Here is a 15,185-nt window from a genome sequence, read left to right as displayed (position 1 = left end):
CGAAAATCTCTATTTATGGAAATACAAGTTATTCAAAGTAAGATATACGAAATTCGGGGTGTCCGGGTAATGTTAGACTTTGATCTAGCAGAGATGTACGGTATTGAAACAAGGGTGCTCAAACAAGCTGTTAGGCGTAACTTTAAGCGATTTGAAGGAGATGACTTTATGTTTGAACTCACTAAAGAGGAACTTTCAACATCACAAATTGTGATCTTGAAAAAAGGAAGAGGATATAACTTCAAATATGCACCTTTTGCTTTTACCGAATTAGGAGTATCAATGCTTTCTAGTGTATTGAACAGTAATACGGCTATAGAAATCAATAGAAGCATCATGCGTGCTTTCGTTGCAATGCGCAATGTCCTAGCTACCATAAAAGAAAATGACCTGTTACCGGCTCTTATGGACCGTATAAAGGCTTTAGAAGAAGTCAGTGAGGAAACTTTAGCAGCTATCAATGATCTGTCAGAGGATAACCGAAAAGAGTTTGACGATATTTACATCGCATTGGCCGAACTGGCAGCAAAGCATAAACAAGTGAATAAACCCCGGAACCCGATAGGGTATGTTAAACCTACCGATGAATAACAAAATAATCATTTAATAACCTTCATCCCTGTTATTTGTTCAATATTGATCCTGTTGTTTACCTCGTGCTCCTGTTTGTCGACGTATCCAAAGTTATTTTTGAGGTTGAATATACTTACCGCCGGGTTACTACGACCGGATAACCCCCGTTCCATAACATCCTGTTGAATCCGCATCTTTGCTTTTTTTATCGTGTCAGAAAACCCGGCATCGCCTTTCTCATAACATAACAGTGTTTCGCGGCTTATGTCAAGTGCAAGACATAAACCCTCAACGGTATAAGGCGTAGAATCTACGGTTTTGCCACGTACAAAACATTTCTCGTCACATTCAAGAAAATACGTATCGATTGCAATCTCTAATTCAATCGCTGTTTTAAATTTAGGCGGTCGTCCGCCGGGGTTCTTTTTTGTATCCATATTCGTCTATGTTGTTTAGTTTGCAATGCTTGTTCGAAAATCGTTAGTAATTTTTCGCTTATGCCGGATAATCGCAGCTGGTTAACCCCTTTCAATACACGGTTTTTATCCCGGGCCTCTGATAAGGAATAACCCCATTGCATACGTGTAAAATTATCATTAAGACATACATAATATTCTCCGGTGTCGAACCAATAACGATACCGTAGACCGTCGCCGGGTTCGATCTCTATGTACTCATCGGTTTCTACTATTGCCACCCCTTTCATTGTGTAATCGTTTTATTTCAAATATTCTTGAAAATCCATTATAGCGTCCACCCCATAGAGTTTGGCGTAATGGAAAAATGTACCGATACTAAAATCATAGCCTTTTAATGCCTCATCGAATTTGTCATCTGTTATGTCCGGATCGTAATCTCCAAATTGACTAATCGAATGAAACATACCCCGGCCGGACTCGCCGAACTCGTTCGCCAAAGCGCAACCGATTTCCCACCATTGGTGATAATCCCCCGTAATATCTATTCCTTTTGTTTCGATCACTGATATAATTCCTGTTACTTCTTTTGCCGTTATCCCGGACGGTTTTATTTTACCCTTTCGTACATCTCGCCGGTGTTGAGGTTCCCATACATAGGTATAAGTTTTCGCGTTGAGGTTGATGTATGGTTTAGGGTCGTATGATGCGTAACGGAGACGACAAATATCCTTGCATCCGTTATCAATCGTAACCCCGCATCGGGCAAAATCTTCTTGTAGGGAAAGAAAGTGCTCCCTATGTTTGTCGGGTCGGGCAATGGGTATAATACAAAAATATCCCATTCCGCTAGCAGATAAGCCGCAATATGCTACATATGGAACGACGGTTATAAACTCTTTCATTCTGTCGAAATTACGATGTTTGACGTTGTCTTTTCCGTCAATGTCAATACAGATAAAACCACTGTGTCGGATCAGACCGTTGGCGTTTCTTTGGAGAAACAACCCCGAAGGTGTTACGGCCGGCAACTTCGATTTCAACTTTTTTACTTTGTCATCGTTTGTACAATTACGAATCTTTTCGATCACGTTTTTATACTCCGAAGATGTCAGCCAATCATACAAATTTTGTGTCTTTGGCTGAATATCCGTATTGCACCGATAAAAACTAACTGTTGTATTTAATATGTTTTTCATAACTGATTGATTGTCAGTTGGTGCAATGGTGCAATTTTAGTGCAATTTGCACTATTGCACCACCCTTTGCCGTATTTTTTTGCTGCTAATTTTTTACTTGAAAATATCGTTTTCATCATCTTCGAAATCTGTGTAAGAATAAAACCCGTTTTTGTCTTTTATTAAAAATCCATCGGCACGCGCATTTGCAATATGTGATTTGCTCGTCCGTTCGCCGCATCCGTATATCTCGCCGAACTCTTTCACCAGTTTAGCGTATGAATAAGATCTTTTGTCTTTGAAGACTGAAACGAGGGTCGAGTTTCGTTTTACTTGAACCTGGCTTAACGTATTCGCAAAGTCGGGTACCGGTATTCCGTTGTCGTCAATGCGGAACGCCCACTTTTCAATCGGCATGTTACGACATACGGTTTGCTCCACGGATATGATATCTTCTTTCTTTGTGACTTGATAAGCTTCGGAGCATTTGTTGGCTAATTCCGACCCGAGATGTCCGCGCATGTTGCCGTCCCCTTTATTCTCATGTAGCACACACATTATAGCGCATTTCTGCAGACTGCTGACACGCATTAGTTCGCCCACGAGTGCCGCAGATTCTCCGATATCGTTAAAATCCTCGCAGAGGTCGCGAATCCCGTCTATGAAAACAAAATACGGGCGAAATTGCTCAACGGCTTCGAGCGTTATCCGTATCCTGTCCTCGTATGAGCATTCCCGCAGGGATAGAACTTGAAACCGTTCGCTGTTGACCGATTCGTGCCAACCACAGAGAGTGTGTGCCGTCTTAATCTTTTTAACCACGTTTCCCGCACTTTGTTCCGTGTCGATGTGCAACACCCTAATATTTTCTTTAGGGCTTTCAAATCCCATAAATTCGCCGCGTAACAGGGCGACCTCTAACGAAAGAGCGGCAAACGTCTTCCCTGTCTTCATTTTACCGGTTATGACTTGCAGATCACCACGCGGAATACACCCGATGCCGTTATACTTCAACAGGAAGTCCACCGGCGGGTAATCATGGGTTAAATCGATGGCATAATCATTCCATGAAGACGCGGACCGTCTTTGATCGAACTTACTGAAGTCTATTACACCCGACATACCTCAACTCCTAAACTTTCGGGTATGTCCAATTGTCGCGCATCATCGGAATCTACCAAATTAATACACTTAACCCCCGCGTTAACAGCAATTATAAAAGCGTCACAATGCCATTTGTTTGGCGGCCCGGCTAAGTATAACCGTTTATTTTTTCCGTACATCATCAATGCGAACAATCCACGTTTCGGCCAAATAAATAGATCATCATATTTGCCGGTTTTTATTTCTCCGTTCCATACGTCAATCGTATGTAGGATATTTTGCTTTATTCGACGGGGTTTAATATCTTTGCTGCGCACGCCGATAGAATAAGGATTGCCGTTTCCACTTGGGGCGGCTTTTCTTTTGACTGTCATTATTTACGCCCTCCCTGTTTACGTCCTACCAATTCCAAAGCCTTATCCACATCGAGTAAAAAGATTCTGCCATCTTCAATAATGGCGGCATCGAGAATACCGCTTCCTCGCATTTGAGACGCTTTGGACCGGGAACAATGGAATGTGTCCATTATACCGGGAATACCGCGTACATACTTCTTTTCTTTTTGTGATTCATGTTGCGCACCGCCTATTATTTGTGCGACGGCTTCAGCCAGTTCGACCACGGTAGCATCGATCACCCTTTTATTAAGGGTGGGCGCTAATGTTTGATTTATTGCCATTTGCATAATATTGAGTTTTTGAATTAATAATTCGTTTATATCGATCAATATGACAGCAAATGTAATCGCGGAAAATCGTTTTAAGGCGTAAATACCAGTGGAATGTCCACCCGGGCGGGTGACAGGTGGGGTAGGGTGTTTGTTTAATTGATTTTGATAATCAGATAGTTGTGCCGGGTGTAGATTTTATACCTGCTATGATTGTTTCCAGTGTTTTGTACTCACTTGACACCCTGTTACGCCCGGGATTGCTGAGTGTTCCTATTGGTGTTATTCCTCCACTACGAAATAGTACGAATACCCCCCCCGCTGCTTTATTGATATATGCGGGGACGGCTTTCACTGTTTTGTCGATTTGTTCAGGGGCGGCTTTAATGGATGCAAGAAACACAACTAAATCGCTCAATGCGTTTTTGCCCTTTTTCCACTGAAGGGGTGTAAAATCACTGGGGATTGCTCCCCCGCTAAAGACAAAATTAAAATGACTTTCTTTTGTATTTTCAGGTAAAAAAGATCCGTTTTTAGTGAGTTCGGTGTATAGGTGTCTGCAGTCCTCCGTATTAAATGTAAAGAGATTTTGCGGAGAATCGAGCCCCCCTGAAACACCTTTTTTTATTTCTACCTGTTTGGCTCTCAAAAAAGATAAGTAAGCGTTAGCGGCCGCTCTTAACCCGAATTCGATTTCTTTACCGAACATATCTAACAGTGTCGCAAATGTATCTATTTCGTAGCCTAAAAAATCGGATTCACGGATTTGAAACCCGTTAGACAGCACGGGGATGCATGTAACGGATTGGCCATCATTTTTTGGATCCAAAGCATAAAAATAACGATCGAACCCTTTAGAAATATCTTTGCCGTTCACCTTGACCGAGGCGCTCATATAATAGCAAAAAGCATTAAAGTGTACGCGGTATCTTTCGGCGATATTGTCGGGGGTAATTTCACGTAATTTAATTTCAAATACTTTTCGCGTTTGTTCTCGCGATAATGTTACACGTGTTCCGTCTGTCATAACTCATTAAATTTACTCATTGCTTCTTTTCTCGCACTATCTGCCACACTTATGTACGGCTGCATAGATTTATAATCAGTGTGTCCCGTCCACTGCATAACAGTACTGGCCGGTATCCCCATAATAAGCGCATTGCAAATAAAAGTACGCCTACCCGAATGGGTGCCGATCAGCTTATATTTAGGTGTTGTTTCTTTTATTCGTTCAACACCTTTGTAGTACTCGGTTTCTATGGGGGTATCTATACCGGCAACAAAACAAGCCTCTTTTATGTATTCGTTTGCCCGTTGGTTCGTTATGCCGGGTAACGCTTTGCCTTTATCGTAAACCTCATTTTGGTACTTTTTCAGTATGGCGGTACTATACTTATTCAAGTCTATGGTGAGCCTCGTATCTGTTTTCTGCGTAACTACGTTGATTACACCGTTTTTAAGGTCAATATTCGACCGGGTGAGTGCAACGGCATCGGAGTACCGTAATGAGGTGAAACAGCAAAAGCAAAACAGGTCACGGGCACGATCAAGGTACTTTTTCTCTTCCGGGAACTTACATTCGTATAGCTTCATAAGTTCATCCCATTCCAAATAAATAACCTTGTTCGACAGCTTTTTGAACTTAGGTTCGTACTCTTTCCAATCCGTTGAGGTTAAATGTCCTTTCTCTACAGCCCAGCCTAAAAACCACTTGATGAACTTAATGTTTTTTATAATAGTGGTGTTCTTCATGTCGGCATCGTTTAAAAGGTAATCGGCAAAATCAGAGAAAACCGGTTTTGTCAGTTGTTCTAATTTCAGATCCGGCCGGAACTTTTTCAGATGCTTTCCTAAGGCTCTAAACTTATTATAGGTTGCATCCGACCAACTATGCTCTTTGCCAGTTTCAGACATGAATAAAGTCAAATAATAGCCTATCTCTCTTGATTCTTCCTTTTCTCCTCTGTCTTTCTTTTCGGCACGGTTGAACGCTTCTTTATATTCTTCCAGTGTAGGGGTATGCCCGGACACTTCAAACGCTTTGAATATATCTTCGGCTAAATTTTCAAGTCGTTGAATTTCCTTATTGATATTAAAGGCTGAATCTTTATTCTTATTGGTGGTACTTTTCTTTACCCTTTGTGCTTTGTTATCCCACTTATCGGGACTTATACTATACCCTACATTTATTTGCAAACGTAGCGTGTTCCACGATACACGCATGCGTATAGGTCCCTCTTTTCTTTCTTCTCCGTCTTTATACACCTTCTGCAGAAAGAATAATATTCTGTGTCGGATCTCCATATTTGGTACTTTTTGTAAAACTCGGTACTTCTTACCACAAAAATAAGTACCATTTTCGACAATTACAAACAATTATAGATAAACGTAAAAAAGCACCGCAATCTTTATTTTGTTGATTTGCAGTGCTTTTTAGCTTTTTGAAAACTTTCGTAAATCTTTTGGGTGGAGCTGGAGAGATTCGAACTCTCGTCCAAACGAGGAACTAATTTGCTTTCTACATGTTTATCTTCGCTTAGATTGTCGGGAAAGAGCAAGACCGAAGCTACCAACTCAAACCTTAGTCTCTAAATTTTCGCCCGAAGTCCGAGACTTACTTCAGACTATCTCCGATATTGCTGCACCACCTGATCAGACCGCTTCGGAGCCACAGCATCCGGGTGATGTCTCGTTCCAACACCTTGTATCGGAATAAAGCTTTAATCTACTATGCTTCGATTAAGCAGCGAGAGCGTAATTATTTTCGCCAGTTAAAATTCTGTTGTCTGAGATTTAAGTGCAAGCCAACGACGCACTACATGCTTACAAACCACTTCTACCCGCTGTCAAAACCGGTCAGCCCCAGATTTTTATAACGAATTGATACTTAAAAGGAGTCGATAATTTTTTTGTTTGTGAGTAACAGACTACTGACAACATTGAGGGATATATCCTCAAACATCGGTTCTCTTTTTTGCAAAGATAGGTATTTTTAATCATTTAGAGAGAATCTGACTGTGTCTGTTGTTTTTTCTCGATGTTATTATTGGGTAAAATTCGTGTTGAGACTTATTCTACATTATTTAATATAGACTTTGACGGAGCTCAAATGACTATTGATATAACTGAGTTTTAAGGTCTATTTGTTCATCTGAAATACGTGAAATTCAGGGAAAAAATGGTAAGAAGTAATAGTCTTGCTTATGGAGGGGCTAATCAAGAGGGAAAGAAATAAAGTGTCAGAGAGAGACACTTTATAGAAATACAGTTTATTTTTCGTTGCTGTTTTCTCGGAATTCGCTCGACATGGTGCAAACACCGTTAAATCGTGCATTCGGTTCAATTTCAAGCATCTGAGTGACGATGTCACCTTTGATAATGGCGGTCGATTTGAGTACCAACTTTCCTTTTATCTGAACAGATCCTTCAATTTCGCCCATTATTTCGGCATTAGTAGAAATCACTTTGCCGGTAATCTTTCCTTTAGGGCCAATCACTAATTTTCCTCTACAGGTTATATCGCCTTCAACTTTACCATCTAAACGAAAATCAATTTCAGTAATAATATCGCCTTTGATTGTTGTACCTGCGGCCATGGTATTATGCAATCCGGAAACAGGGACATCTTCCTTTTGCTTTATTCCTATCATATTTAATGCGTGTGTTTTTGCAAATATAAGTTATTTTTTCGCACGAAACCCTACTTTTATCTACATTTGCATATAAATACATAATTATGGTCTCAAAAATAGAACTGAAATCCATGAAATTTTATGCGTATCATGGAGTTGGTCAACAGGAGAGAATCGTCGGTAATAATTTTGAGGTGGATCTTGTTTTAGAAGCTGTGTTGGATCGTGCCATTGCTACTGATAATCTGGATGATACAATTAATTATGCGGAAATTTATCAGCTTGTAAAAGAGGAAATGGATCTTCCATCCAATCTGTTGGAGCATGTTGCAGGACGAATAATTCGGTCAATAATGACTGCCTTTCCTCAGATTAATGCGATAGAGTTAAAATTATCTAAATTAAATCCGCCAATAGGAGGTGATGTTCAAAGTTCCTCTGTAATTTTAATAAAACGGAATGATTGATATCCCCATAGAGGGGGTGATTAATACTCCCTGTCCGATAGGAAGTGAATCATTCTGACAATGGCTCTACTGCATACCGGGCAGAAAGGTACAAGATCACGCATCATACAATGATCTGCCGGGCGATATATACCTTTCGACATATATCCGGCTCCTTCAAATACCCCAATTTTGTCTGAAAAAGGTTTTTCCAAAGGTGTTGGCACAGGGGTGTTGGTAGGCAACATATCTTTCCATTTACTATTGAAGTCGACAAGTGTGGTAATATTGGGTTCCCAAGGTTCATGGTTCAGGTTGTAGTACTCTTCATCATAAGCAACTTCCGAACTAAAATACTCATCCGCCAATCCTCCAAAACTATGGCCGAACTCATGGACGAAGACTTCGATTGTCCGGGCATTATCGGCCGAACCGATAGCGTAGAAATTATACATTCCTCCTCCGCCGTATGTTTCGGTATTGACTAAGATGAAGATTGCGTCGCAAGGTACGTTCCAGACCGCATCACGGATGGACTTCATATCTGGAGTGGTCAGGTAACGGTCTACTCCGAATGTATAGAAACCTGCGTTTAAAGCGGTATGTTTAAAAATACCTTTTCCGGAGAAGTCTGTACCTGATTCTTCGGAAATTAAACTAACGGCACTGACATTGAAGTCATCCTGATAAGCCGCAAACGGGGGAGTCTTGAATAGAGATTCGGTAAACCGTTTGGCATCGGCGATAAATTTCTCCTGTTCCTGATCCGTATATCCTTCACCCAAAAAAACAAGATCTATTTTATCTGCACTATCGCCTTTATACTGTATCTGAGTTATCGGATGATCAGTCAATTTGCCACGATCGATAAAGATACTTGTCGGGTCTATATTCATTTTCAGTATAGACTCAAACTGCATATTTTCTTTGTTCCGTGCGGTGATATCCAATACAACGGTTGATTTAGGGAAAGGAACTGAAACACTATTTGTCCAAGCCTGTGTTTCTGATTGTGCTTGTTCCGTAGATCGCCATTCTTCAAAGAGTGTGTTAAATCCTCTGGAATAGATCAATTGGTTGCTTTTAGGGTCGTAAATATTGACATAATAACCTCCATAATAAAATTGATCGATCAGATTTTTTACAGGTCCGCCCCAGGTGGGTTCCTGGCGTAATTGTAATAGAGAAGCTGTCTGAAATTCAGCATTACCACTTAATATAAAGTCTATGCGTAGACTTTTTTTGTCGAAATATTGATCGAAATTACCTGCATATCCTTTTAGTTGAAAACAAAAGGTGATAAGGACAAGAATAAATGCGTGTTTCATGTTTAATAGAAATAGTCTGTTTTTATATCACACAAAAGTAATTCATTTTTGATAGTTTTGTGAAAAAAATAGAAGTTTATGTTTGAGGAAGTAAGAAGAAAAGATCGCCTGTTGGGTCATGAAGAGGCAATAAAATTGTTGGAGATAGGCGAGTATGGCTTTTTAGCTATGGCTGGGAAAAACGGTTATGGATACGGTATTCCGATTAACTTTGTAAAAGACAGAGACGCTCTTTATTTTCATTGTGCTCCGGAAGGTTATAAATTGGAGTCTATAAAGGAAAATCCGTGTGTGAGTTTCTGTGTGGTAGGAAGAACACATGTGTTATCCGGAAAATTTACGACGGAATATGAGAGTGTTATTGTTTTTGGGAAAATGCAACTTGATCTGTCTAAGGAAGAACGGCTTCGAGCGCTACGTTTACTGGTTCAGAAGTATTCGCCCACTTTTACTGCTGTTGGAGAAAAATATATTGCAGGTTCATTCCATCGAACAGCGGTTATGCGATTAGATATACAACATCTGAGTGGAAAAAGTAAAAGGGATAATGAGAAAATATCAACGATTTAGTAGATACTATTTGGCGTGCTAAAGGAGGATATTTCTTTTAGCAAAGATAGCTTGTTCCTTATTTTTATTACTCTTATTCTGATTGATAAATTTTATAACATCTATAGATAGCTTATATCAGATAATGCGCACTCGTTTTTCGGTGATTTTTTTTCTGCTCCAGAGGAGAAAACGGGAGAGTAATCCAAAAAGTAGATCCTTTGTCTGGTTGAGATTTTACTCCGATGTCACCATGTAGCGCTTTTATTATCATTTTACAGATTGTCAATCCTAAACCAGTACCCTGGCTGAAATTGTTTATTTTGATAAACCGGTTGAATATACTCTTATGATATTTCTGTTCGATACCTATCCCAGTATCTGTAACTTCAATTAATATATGGTCAGATAACGCTTTATAAGATAGTACAATATTTCCTTTTTTTGTGAATTTGTATGCGTTGGATATGAAATTCAAGATAACTTGCATGACTCTTTGTGCATCTGTATGCAGTGTTATTTCAGGGTGTATATCTGCATCGAAAATAAACTTGACATTTGAATTTCTGCGTGCTGTATAGGTTTGATGTATCTTCGTACATATTTTTTTCAGGTTGACCTCTGTATATTGATAACTGAGAGTGCCCGACTCAATACTTGCAAAATCAAGAATATCGGAGATTAACTGCAATAATAAATCATTGTTTTTATTAATAATCTCCTGATAATTCCGACGCTCTTCAATGTCTTCAATTTCCGTGATGATACCGGAGAAACCAACAATTGCGTTCAATGGTGTCCGGATTTCATGACTCATATTGGCCAGAAAGGCTGATTTCAGTTTATCCGCTTCAAACTTTTTTTGTAATTCTTGTTCGTTTCTTCGCTTTTCTTCTTCGACACTTTCTTTGTTATGAAGCCTTTCTATAATGATGGAGAAGATATTAGCGAGTAATTTCAGCTCTTCTACTTCTGCTTGTTGCCACTGTTTTTGTGAATGGATATAGTCAAAACCGATAAATCCCTTTACTTGGCCATGTACCGATAATGGAATGACTAATAAAGAGATAAAATGAAGACTTTTAAAATAAGATTTATCCACAGCAGCCTCTTCGGGAAGTTCATCAATATGGTTGATAACGATATTCTGACCATCTAATAATTTCTCCATGGTCCAGGGAATCGTTGAAAACTCTTTTACTGTTTCGGATTCACTTTTCTCTTGTGTATAAGGTGATTTTGCTTTATATAACAGACGGATGTTTTTTTGCTTTTCTTCAAAATCGGCAATATATATCCAATCTGCTTTGAAATGGTCAATAAGCAGTTCAAGTGCTTTTTTTATATCTTCTTCTTTATCCGAGCGAAAAAGCAAAGTGAGCACTTTTGTTATCACATGTTTAATGCACGATGCATCTGCCATAATAATAGAGTCTAGTGTAATCTTTTGGACTACTGGTGTTTAAATAATAATTAACGGTTAAATACACTAAAAAAACAAATTGAATCGATTCAATTTATCTCTTTTGGTTTTATTAAAGATTGATTCTATAGCTTATTTACTCATATATATAACAATCGAGAACGTATTTTGTTCACGAAAGTGTAGTTTTTTAGAAACTCTTGTTCGTCCAAAGATTCGTAAATAAGTAGCAAGGAGGGAGTTACTCTTTTTTGTATGTATATTTTTCAAGAGTAACAGGCCCGATCAAACCTGATTTCTGAAGCGGTTCTGTCGCTCTCCAAGGTTGATAGGCTACCCATGTTTTTCGTTCGTTTTCCGGAAGTTTTAAGTCTCCTATCAAACGGTTTTTCCAAGTGGTGGTCACTTCTATTTCTATATTATTCTTTCCTTTTGTCACATAGTCTGTGATATCGACACGATAAGGAGGAGTCCATACACCACCCGCATAATGTCCATTGATATTTACTTTAGCCATAGCCGTTACATCATTTAAATTGAGATATAACCTTTCGTTAACAGGTGTTTGCTCCAAATTGAAATGTGTTGTGTATATGAGTTGCCCGGAATAATGTTGTATATCATAGTCCTTAAAAGAGGTCAGATCAGCAAGCTCATTCATCAATAGGGGTGTTGCCGGTCCCCGACGGCTCTCTTCGAATGAGACCAACCAAGGTTCGTTGATTGTCAACAGTGTTTCTGCAGTGGGGTAATTGAGTTGGATATCATTGGAATCAGGATCTTTTGGGGCTTTTTCCCGGAATACGAGAAATACACTTTCAAATGCGTCCAGCTTCATCGGGATAAGAGTACCGGTTGGAGTTGTTGAATAAGCCGGTAATGGTCTGATCGATCCGGTGGTAGCTTCCCAGAGTTCGGGTTTAAACCCTTTGACCCGTAGTTCCGGTCGGATCGTAATTTTTTGATCGCTCTGGTTGGAGATAAAATAGATCTCCATACCCTCCAATGAACGATGTCCGTATAATACAGGATCGTCCGGTGACAGTTTGCAGTCAGGGACACAGTTGATCAACGCCAATGCATCTTCCATCGTCATTCCGTCAATTAAAGTTCCTTTGCCTATTTTTGCGTATCCGGAGGCTGGGTCTATATTCGACCATAAAACGTGTGCAATCTGTTGCACCTCCTGATCAGCCAGAGGATAATTTGCATAACTGGGGGAACGAAGGGGAGCAGGGCCGAGTATGGTCGCTCCATCTTCAAGGAGTTGCTGTATTTTACGGAGTAATTCCGGTCGCATTGTTTCCAGTTTGGGTAATACTAATAGGCGGTATTGCGTACCATGGGGAAGGGTTAAAAGTCCGTTTTTTACCTGCATATCTCGTTCAATCACTTCAGCATTGATGTAATCAAACTGGTACCCTTTAGGTAGTGCCGGATCTGTTATACCAGTCATTTTAGGCGCGTCTTCTCCGATAAAATAAGCTACATCAGCGATATTCGTACCTTGCTGAAGCATAAAGTTGGTTCTTTTCAAGTAAGCTGTAAACAGATCAAGATGAGGATACCAGGTGTTTTTTCGATTAAATTCGTTGGCAAACGTGGCATTAACCCCTGGCTCGCGATCTTCATAAGGTTGGGCGATATAAAGATGTAATAATGTATTGTTGATCCCTTCTGAAAAGAAGCGGTCGCCCCGCTGTTTCATCATGGCCGGGTAACGATGGTATCCACCTCCTCCGGCGGTAAAGGATTCTGCCGAAATTCTGTTTTTTCCATAAATATGTCCGCATGAGGAGGCCGCCCGGTTTTCTATATCACCCAACTCTCCTTCACTCCAGAACTCCCCGCCGATTTCATCCGACTGACCTCCATATTGAAGAAACTCACCGGGGAATCCCCAGTGTCCATAATTTTCCAGCCAGGTCGTTAGTCCATATTTATGACAGACTTCCCTCAGGCCGCCCACATAGTCGTAAGCCACTTTATCGGCCACCAACCGCCTCATATCCCAAAGGAACCGATCGGATATATCTTCACTCTCCACAACTGTACCGGCATACACAGGTAAAAAAGGGATCGGATCATAGCCATATCTCTCTTTGAAAGCAGTCAGGAACTCATCCGTGAAGTTTTGTCCTCCGGTTTCATAACTGTCTTGTACGACCACCTTCCAACACGCGCGATCGGCTTCAGGTATCCGTCGGTATATTTCTCCCAAAAAAGCTTCAAAATGTGTTTCCACATGTTGCTTACTCATCTTGTCGATCTCTAAACCTGTCGCTTCCGGTCGGGCAGGGGAGTTGGTTACTCCTGTTGGAAGCATCCCCATGCGCATAATATTCCAATGGCCTTCCGGGGCATCCCAAGTTAATAGGTCGCCTTTCAGATGGTCTGAAATATCCAATACGTTTGAGGGGTCAACCACCAACGATTTGTCGGTAATGACAGGTTGTGGATCCCATTGATATTCATGCCAGTAGGGGAGAGGGCTCTGAAACATTTTAGCCATTGTTTTCTCCGGATAACGTTCGACGATAGGAGTAGAAGCAAACTCAATCTCTTTTATGCCGCTTCCGGGTGTGACTTCAGGAAGAACCAATCTGAATTCGGTAGCCGTCGTCTCCGGTATAGAAAGCACAATAGGGGCATACGGATCAAACCCCACGTTTAGTTGCGAATTGTAGCGGCTGATTATGAATTCGGTCACTGTTTTATAGCTGTTGTTTTCTTTTACCTCTATTTTAGCCGGGCAGTTAATAGCAGCTTGTGTGGCATATATTTTAACGCTCCTGAGCAGAAAAGGCTCTTTGGCTTTGAAATCAATAGTGACATTTTTTTGTTTTTCATTGCTGTTGGCAAGGAGTACTTCTGTCGATTTGTTCCCGTCCATAATGGCCGAAATGCCAGATAAGGCAGGAGTTGATCGAATGTCGGTATTTGCCAGAGTAAGTAACGCGTGTTTGTTCTCAATGGATGGGTATGCAATTACTTTAACATCTTGAAAGTGGGCTTTGTAGGGGTGATCGGGTTTGGGTAACGTAAGGCTGATCAGACGGCCACCTTCGGATTGTGTTGTTGTTGAGGCCAAATAGCGCATGGCTTGTTCCGGTTTTACCCAAGGTCCTCCCGACTGGCTCCAGCCGGGAGAATTGAAGATGCCAATCTCTATACCCAACTCCGTTGCGGTTCGTAAAGCAGTATGTAATACACGCCACCACTCTTCGCTGTAAAATTTGATATTTCCTACTCCTGATTCCCCATCGCTCAGGCCGATATTACCGATAAAGGCCCGGTTGATGCCCTTTTCTTTCATGGCGTGTAGATCTTTTACGACTCCTTCTTCCGAAATGTGATCGGATATCCAATACCAATAAATAGAAGTTTGGATGGAGTCGGGGGCGTTCGTGAAAATAGCTTCAATGGACTCATTCTGTGGATGTTGTCTGGTGTTGGAGCAGTTGGTCAATGCGACCATCATAAATAGACAAACGAAGGTGTGGAAAATTGTTTTCATCTGAATAGTATTATTGTCTGATTAGAGTCAGGTTGTTTTTTTACAAAAATAGACTTTCTACTGATTGATGCAATTAAGAATTTTGACAGATCTCTTTATAAAACTGACACTTGGCTTTCAGAAAAATCTGTGGAGGGAAGATTCATTTGACAATTGTCAAACGATGGTTCTATAATTATCAAATGATCATTCCATAATTGTGAAACGATCATTCGATAATTATCAAATGAATTTTTGGTTCCGTTTTTTTGGGGAAATTGACTTATCCTAAAATTGGTTGTCACATTTCGTCACTGTTTACTATAAAAGTTGACACAACCAAAACTCATCCCTAACAAGGTTGTCATTTTGA

At 40.4% G+C, this 15,185-nt stretch carries 15 protein-coding genes and 1 other RNA gene; 3 read left to right on the top strand and 13 right to left on the bottom strand.

Going from position 1 to position 15,185, the window contains the following annotated elements; all coding sequences use genetic code 11:
* Positions 1–15: 15 nt before the first annotated feature.
* Complete coding sequence (locus tag M2135_RS07290) at positions 16–591, top strand: ORF6N domain-containing protein (protein ID WP_280747869.1); 576 nt, start codon at positions 16–18, stop codon at positions 589–591.
* An 8-nt stretch (positions 592–599) separates the two neighbouring features.
* Here M2135_RS07290 and M2135_RS07285 read toward each other — a convergent pair whose 3' ends face one another.
* The 10 genes from M2135_RS07285 to M2135_RS07240 all read right to left on the bottom strand — a co-directional run bounded on the left by M2135_RS07285 (position 600) and on the right by M2135_RS07240 (position 7,588).
* Positions 600–1,010 carry a DNA-packaging protein gene (locus M2135_RS07285; protein ID WP_280747868.1) on the bottom strand — a complete coding sequence of 137 codons (411 nt, stop codon included), beginning with the start codon at positions 1,008–1,010 and terminating at the stop codon, positions 600–602.
* The gene (locus tag M2135_RS07280; RefSeq protein WP_280747867.1) at positions 950–1,279 is read right to left on the bottom strand and encodes a hypothetical protein; all 330 of its coding nucleotides are present in this window, start codon (positions 1,277–1,279) and stop codon (positions 950–952) included. The genes M2135_RS07285 and M2135_RS07280 overlap by 61 nt, the downstream gene beginning before the upstream one ends.
* 12 nt (positions 1,280–1,291) lie before the next feature.
* Positions 1,292–2,188 (bottom strand): BT4734/BF3469 family protein, encoded by an 897-nt coding sequence (locus tag M2135_RS07275; protein WP_280747866.1) that lies wholly within the window; start codon positions 2,186–2,188, stop codon positions 1,292–1,294.
* A gap of 93 nt (positions 2,189–2,281) precedes the next feature.
* Entirely contained in the window at positions 2,282–3,289 is a 1,008-nt protein-coding gene (locus M2135_RS07270) for an AAA family ATPase (RefSeq protein ID WP_280747865.1), read from the bottom strand.
* Positions 3,277–3,645 carry a hypothetical protein gene (locus tag M2135_RS07265; protein WP_280747864.1) on the bottom strand — a complete coding sequence of 123 codons (369 nt, stop codon included), beginning with the start codon at positions 3,643–3,645 and terminating at the stop codon, positions 3,277–3,279. Before M2135_RS07265 ends, M2135_RS07270 begins: the two co-directional genes overlap by 13 nt.
* Positions 3,645–3,950 (bottom strand): DUF3853 family protein, encoded by a 306-nt coding sequence (locus M2135_RS07260; protein ID WP_280747863.1) that lies wholly within the window; start codon positions 3,948–3,950, stop codon positions 3,645–3,647. The genes M2135_RS07265 and M2135_RS07260 overlap by 1 nt, the downstream gene beginning before the upstream one ends.
* Before the next feature lie 160 nt (positions 3,951–4,110).
* Positions 4,111–4,965 (bottom strand): hypothetical protein, encoded by an 855-nt coding sequence (locus tag M2135_RS07255; RefSeq protein WP_280747862.1) that lies wholly within the window; start codon positions 4,963–4,965, stop codon positions 4,111–4,113.
* Positions 4,962–6,242, bottom strand: coding sequence for a site-specific integrase (locus tag M2135_RS07250; RefSeq protein WP_280747861.1), 1,281 nt, complete (start codon positions 6,240–6,242; stop codon positions 4,962–4,964). Before M2135_RS07250 ends, M2135_RS07255 begins: the two co-directional genes overlap by 4 nt.
* A gap of 160 nt (positions 6,243–6,402) precedes the next feature.
* Positions 6,403–6,802: a transfer-messenger RNA gene (gene ssrA / locus M2135_RS07245) on the bottom strand.
* Between the two features lie 405 nt (positions 6,803–7,207).
* Positions 7,208–7,588, bottom strand: coding sequence for a polymer-forming cytoskeletal protein (locus M2135_RS07240; protein ID WP_280747860.1), 381 nt, complete (start codon positions 7,586–7,588; stop codon positions 7,208–7,210).
* Positions 7,589–7,674: 86 nt separating this feature from the next.
* Between M2135_RS07240 and folB the strand changes: the two genes are divergently transcribed.
* Entirely contained in the window at positions 7,675–8,037 is a 363-nt protein-coding gene (folB, locus tag M2135_RS07235; RefSeq protein ID WP_280747859.1) for a dihydroneopterin aldolase, read from the top strand.
* 20 nt (positions 8,038–8,057) lie between these two features.
* On the opposite strand, the gene M2135_RS07230 is transcribed toward folB, so the two are convergent.
* On the bottom strand, positions 8,058–9,344 hold the full coding sequence (locus M2135_RS07230) for a M64 family metallopeptidase (RefSeq protein ID WP_280747858.1): 1,287 nt from the start codon (positions 9,342–9,344) through the stop codon (positions 8,058–8,060).
* 78 nt (positions 9,345–9,422) lie between these two features.
* Between M2135_RS07230 and M2135_RS07225 the strand changes: the two genes are divergently transcribed.
* Positions 9,423–9,914, top strand: coding sequence for a pyridoxamine 5'-phosphate oxidase family protein (locus M2135_RS07225; protein ID WP_280747857.1), 492 nt, complete (start codon positions 9,423–9,425; stop codon positions 9,912–9,914).
* Between the two features lie 112 nt (positions 9,915–10,026).
* Here M2135_RS07225 and M2135_RS07220 read toward each other — a convergent pair whose 3' ends face one another.
* Both M2135_RS07220 and M2135_RS07215 read right to left on the bottom strand, forming a co-directional pair.
* Positions 10,027–11,289, bottom strand: coding sequence for an ATP-binding protein (locus M2135_RS07220; protein WP_280747856.1), 1,263 nt, complete (start codon positions 11,287–11,289; stop codon positions 10,027–10,029).
* Positions 11,290–11,557: 268 nt separating this feature from the next.
* The gene (locus tag M2135_RS07215; RefSeq protein ID WP_280747855.1) at positions 11,558–14,833 is read right to left on the bottom strand and encodes a glycosyl hydrolase; all 3,276 of its coding nucleotides are present in this window, start codon (positions 14,831–14,833) and stop codon (positions 11,558–11,560) included.
* Positions 14,834–15,185 lie beyond the last annotated feature (352 nt).

It is taken from the genome of Parabacteroides sp. PF5-9, assembly GCF_029893105.1.
GTDB lineage: Bacteria > Bacteroidota > Bacteroidia > Bacteroidales > Tannerellaceae > JARXWG01.
The sequence above is the reverse complement of the archived record's forward strand: the minus strand, read 5'-3'. Positions and strand labels throughout refer to the sequence as shown.

Bases quoted from the DNA above. Each gene is read 5' to 3' on its own strand.
- M2135_RS07290 (WP_280747869.1), top strand. From the start codon at position 16: ATGGAAATACAAGTTATTCAAAGTAAGATATACGAAATTCGGGGTGTC.
- M2135_RS07285 (WP_280747868.1), bottom strand. From the start codon at position 1,010: ATGGATACAAAAAAGAACCCCGGCGGACGACCGCCTAAATTTAAAACA.
- M2135_RS07280 (WP_280747867.1), bottom strand. From the start codon at position 1,279: ATGAAAGGGGTGGCAATAGTAGAAACCGATGAGTACATAGAGATCGAA.
- M2135_RS07275 (WP_280747866.1), bottom strand. From the start codon at position 2,188: ATGAAAAACATATTAAATACAACAGTTAGTTTTTATCGGTGCAATACG.
- M2135_RS07270 (WP_280747865.1), bottom strand. From the start codon at position 3,289: ATGTCGGGTGTAATAGACTTCAGTAAGTTCGATCAAAGACGGTCCGCG.
- M2135_RS07265 (WP_280747864.1), bottom strand. From the start codon at position 3,645: ATGACAGTCAAAAGAAAAGCCGCCCCAAGTGGAAACGGCAATCCTTAT.
- M2135_RS07260 (WP_280747863.1), bottom strand. From the start codon at position 3,950: ATGGCAATAAATCAAACATTAGCGCCCACCCTTAATAAAAGGGTGATC.
- M2135_RS07255 (WP_280747862.1), bottom strand. From the start codon at position 4,965: ATGACAGACGGAACACGTGTAACATTATCGCGAGAACAAACGCGAAAA.
- M2135_RS07250 (WP_280747861.1), bottom strand. From the start codon at position 6,242: ATGGAGATCCGACACAGAATATTATTCTTTCTGCAGAAGGTGTATAAA.
- M2135_RS07240 (WP_280747860.1), bottom strand. From the start codon at position 7,588: ATGATAGGAATAAAGCAAAAGGAAGATGTCCCTGTTTCCGGATTGCAT.
- folB (WP_280747859.1), top strand. From the start codon at position 7,675: ATGGTCTCAAAAATAGAACTGAAATCCATGAAATTTTATGCGTATCAT.
- M2135_RS07230 (WP_280747858.1), bottom strand. From the start codon at position 9,344: ATGAAACACGCATTTATTCTTGTCCTTATCACCTTTTGTTTTCAACTA.
- M2135_RS07225 (WP_280747857.1), top strand. From the start codon at position 9,423: ATGTTTGAGGAAGTAAGAAGAAAAGATCGCCTGTTGGGTCATGAAGAG.
- M2135_RS07215 (WP_280747855.1), bottom strand. From the start codon at position 14,833: ATGAAAACAATTTTCCACACCTTCGTTTGTCTATTTATGATGGTCGCA.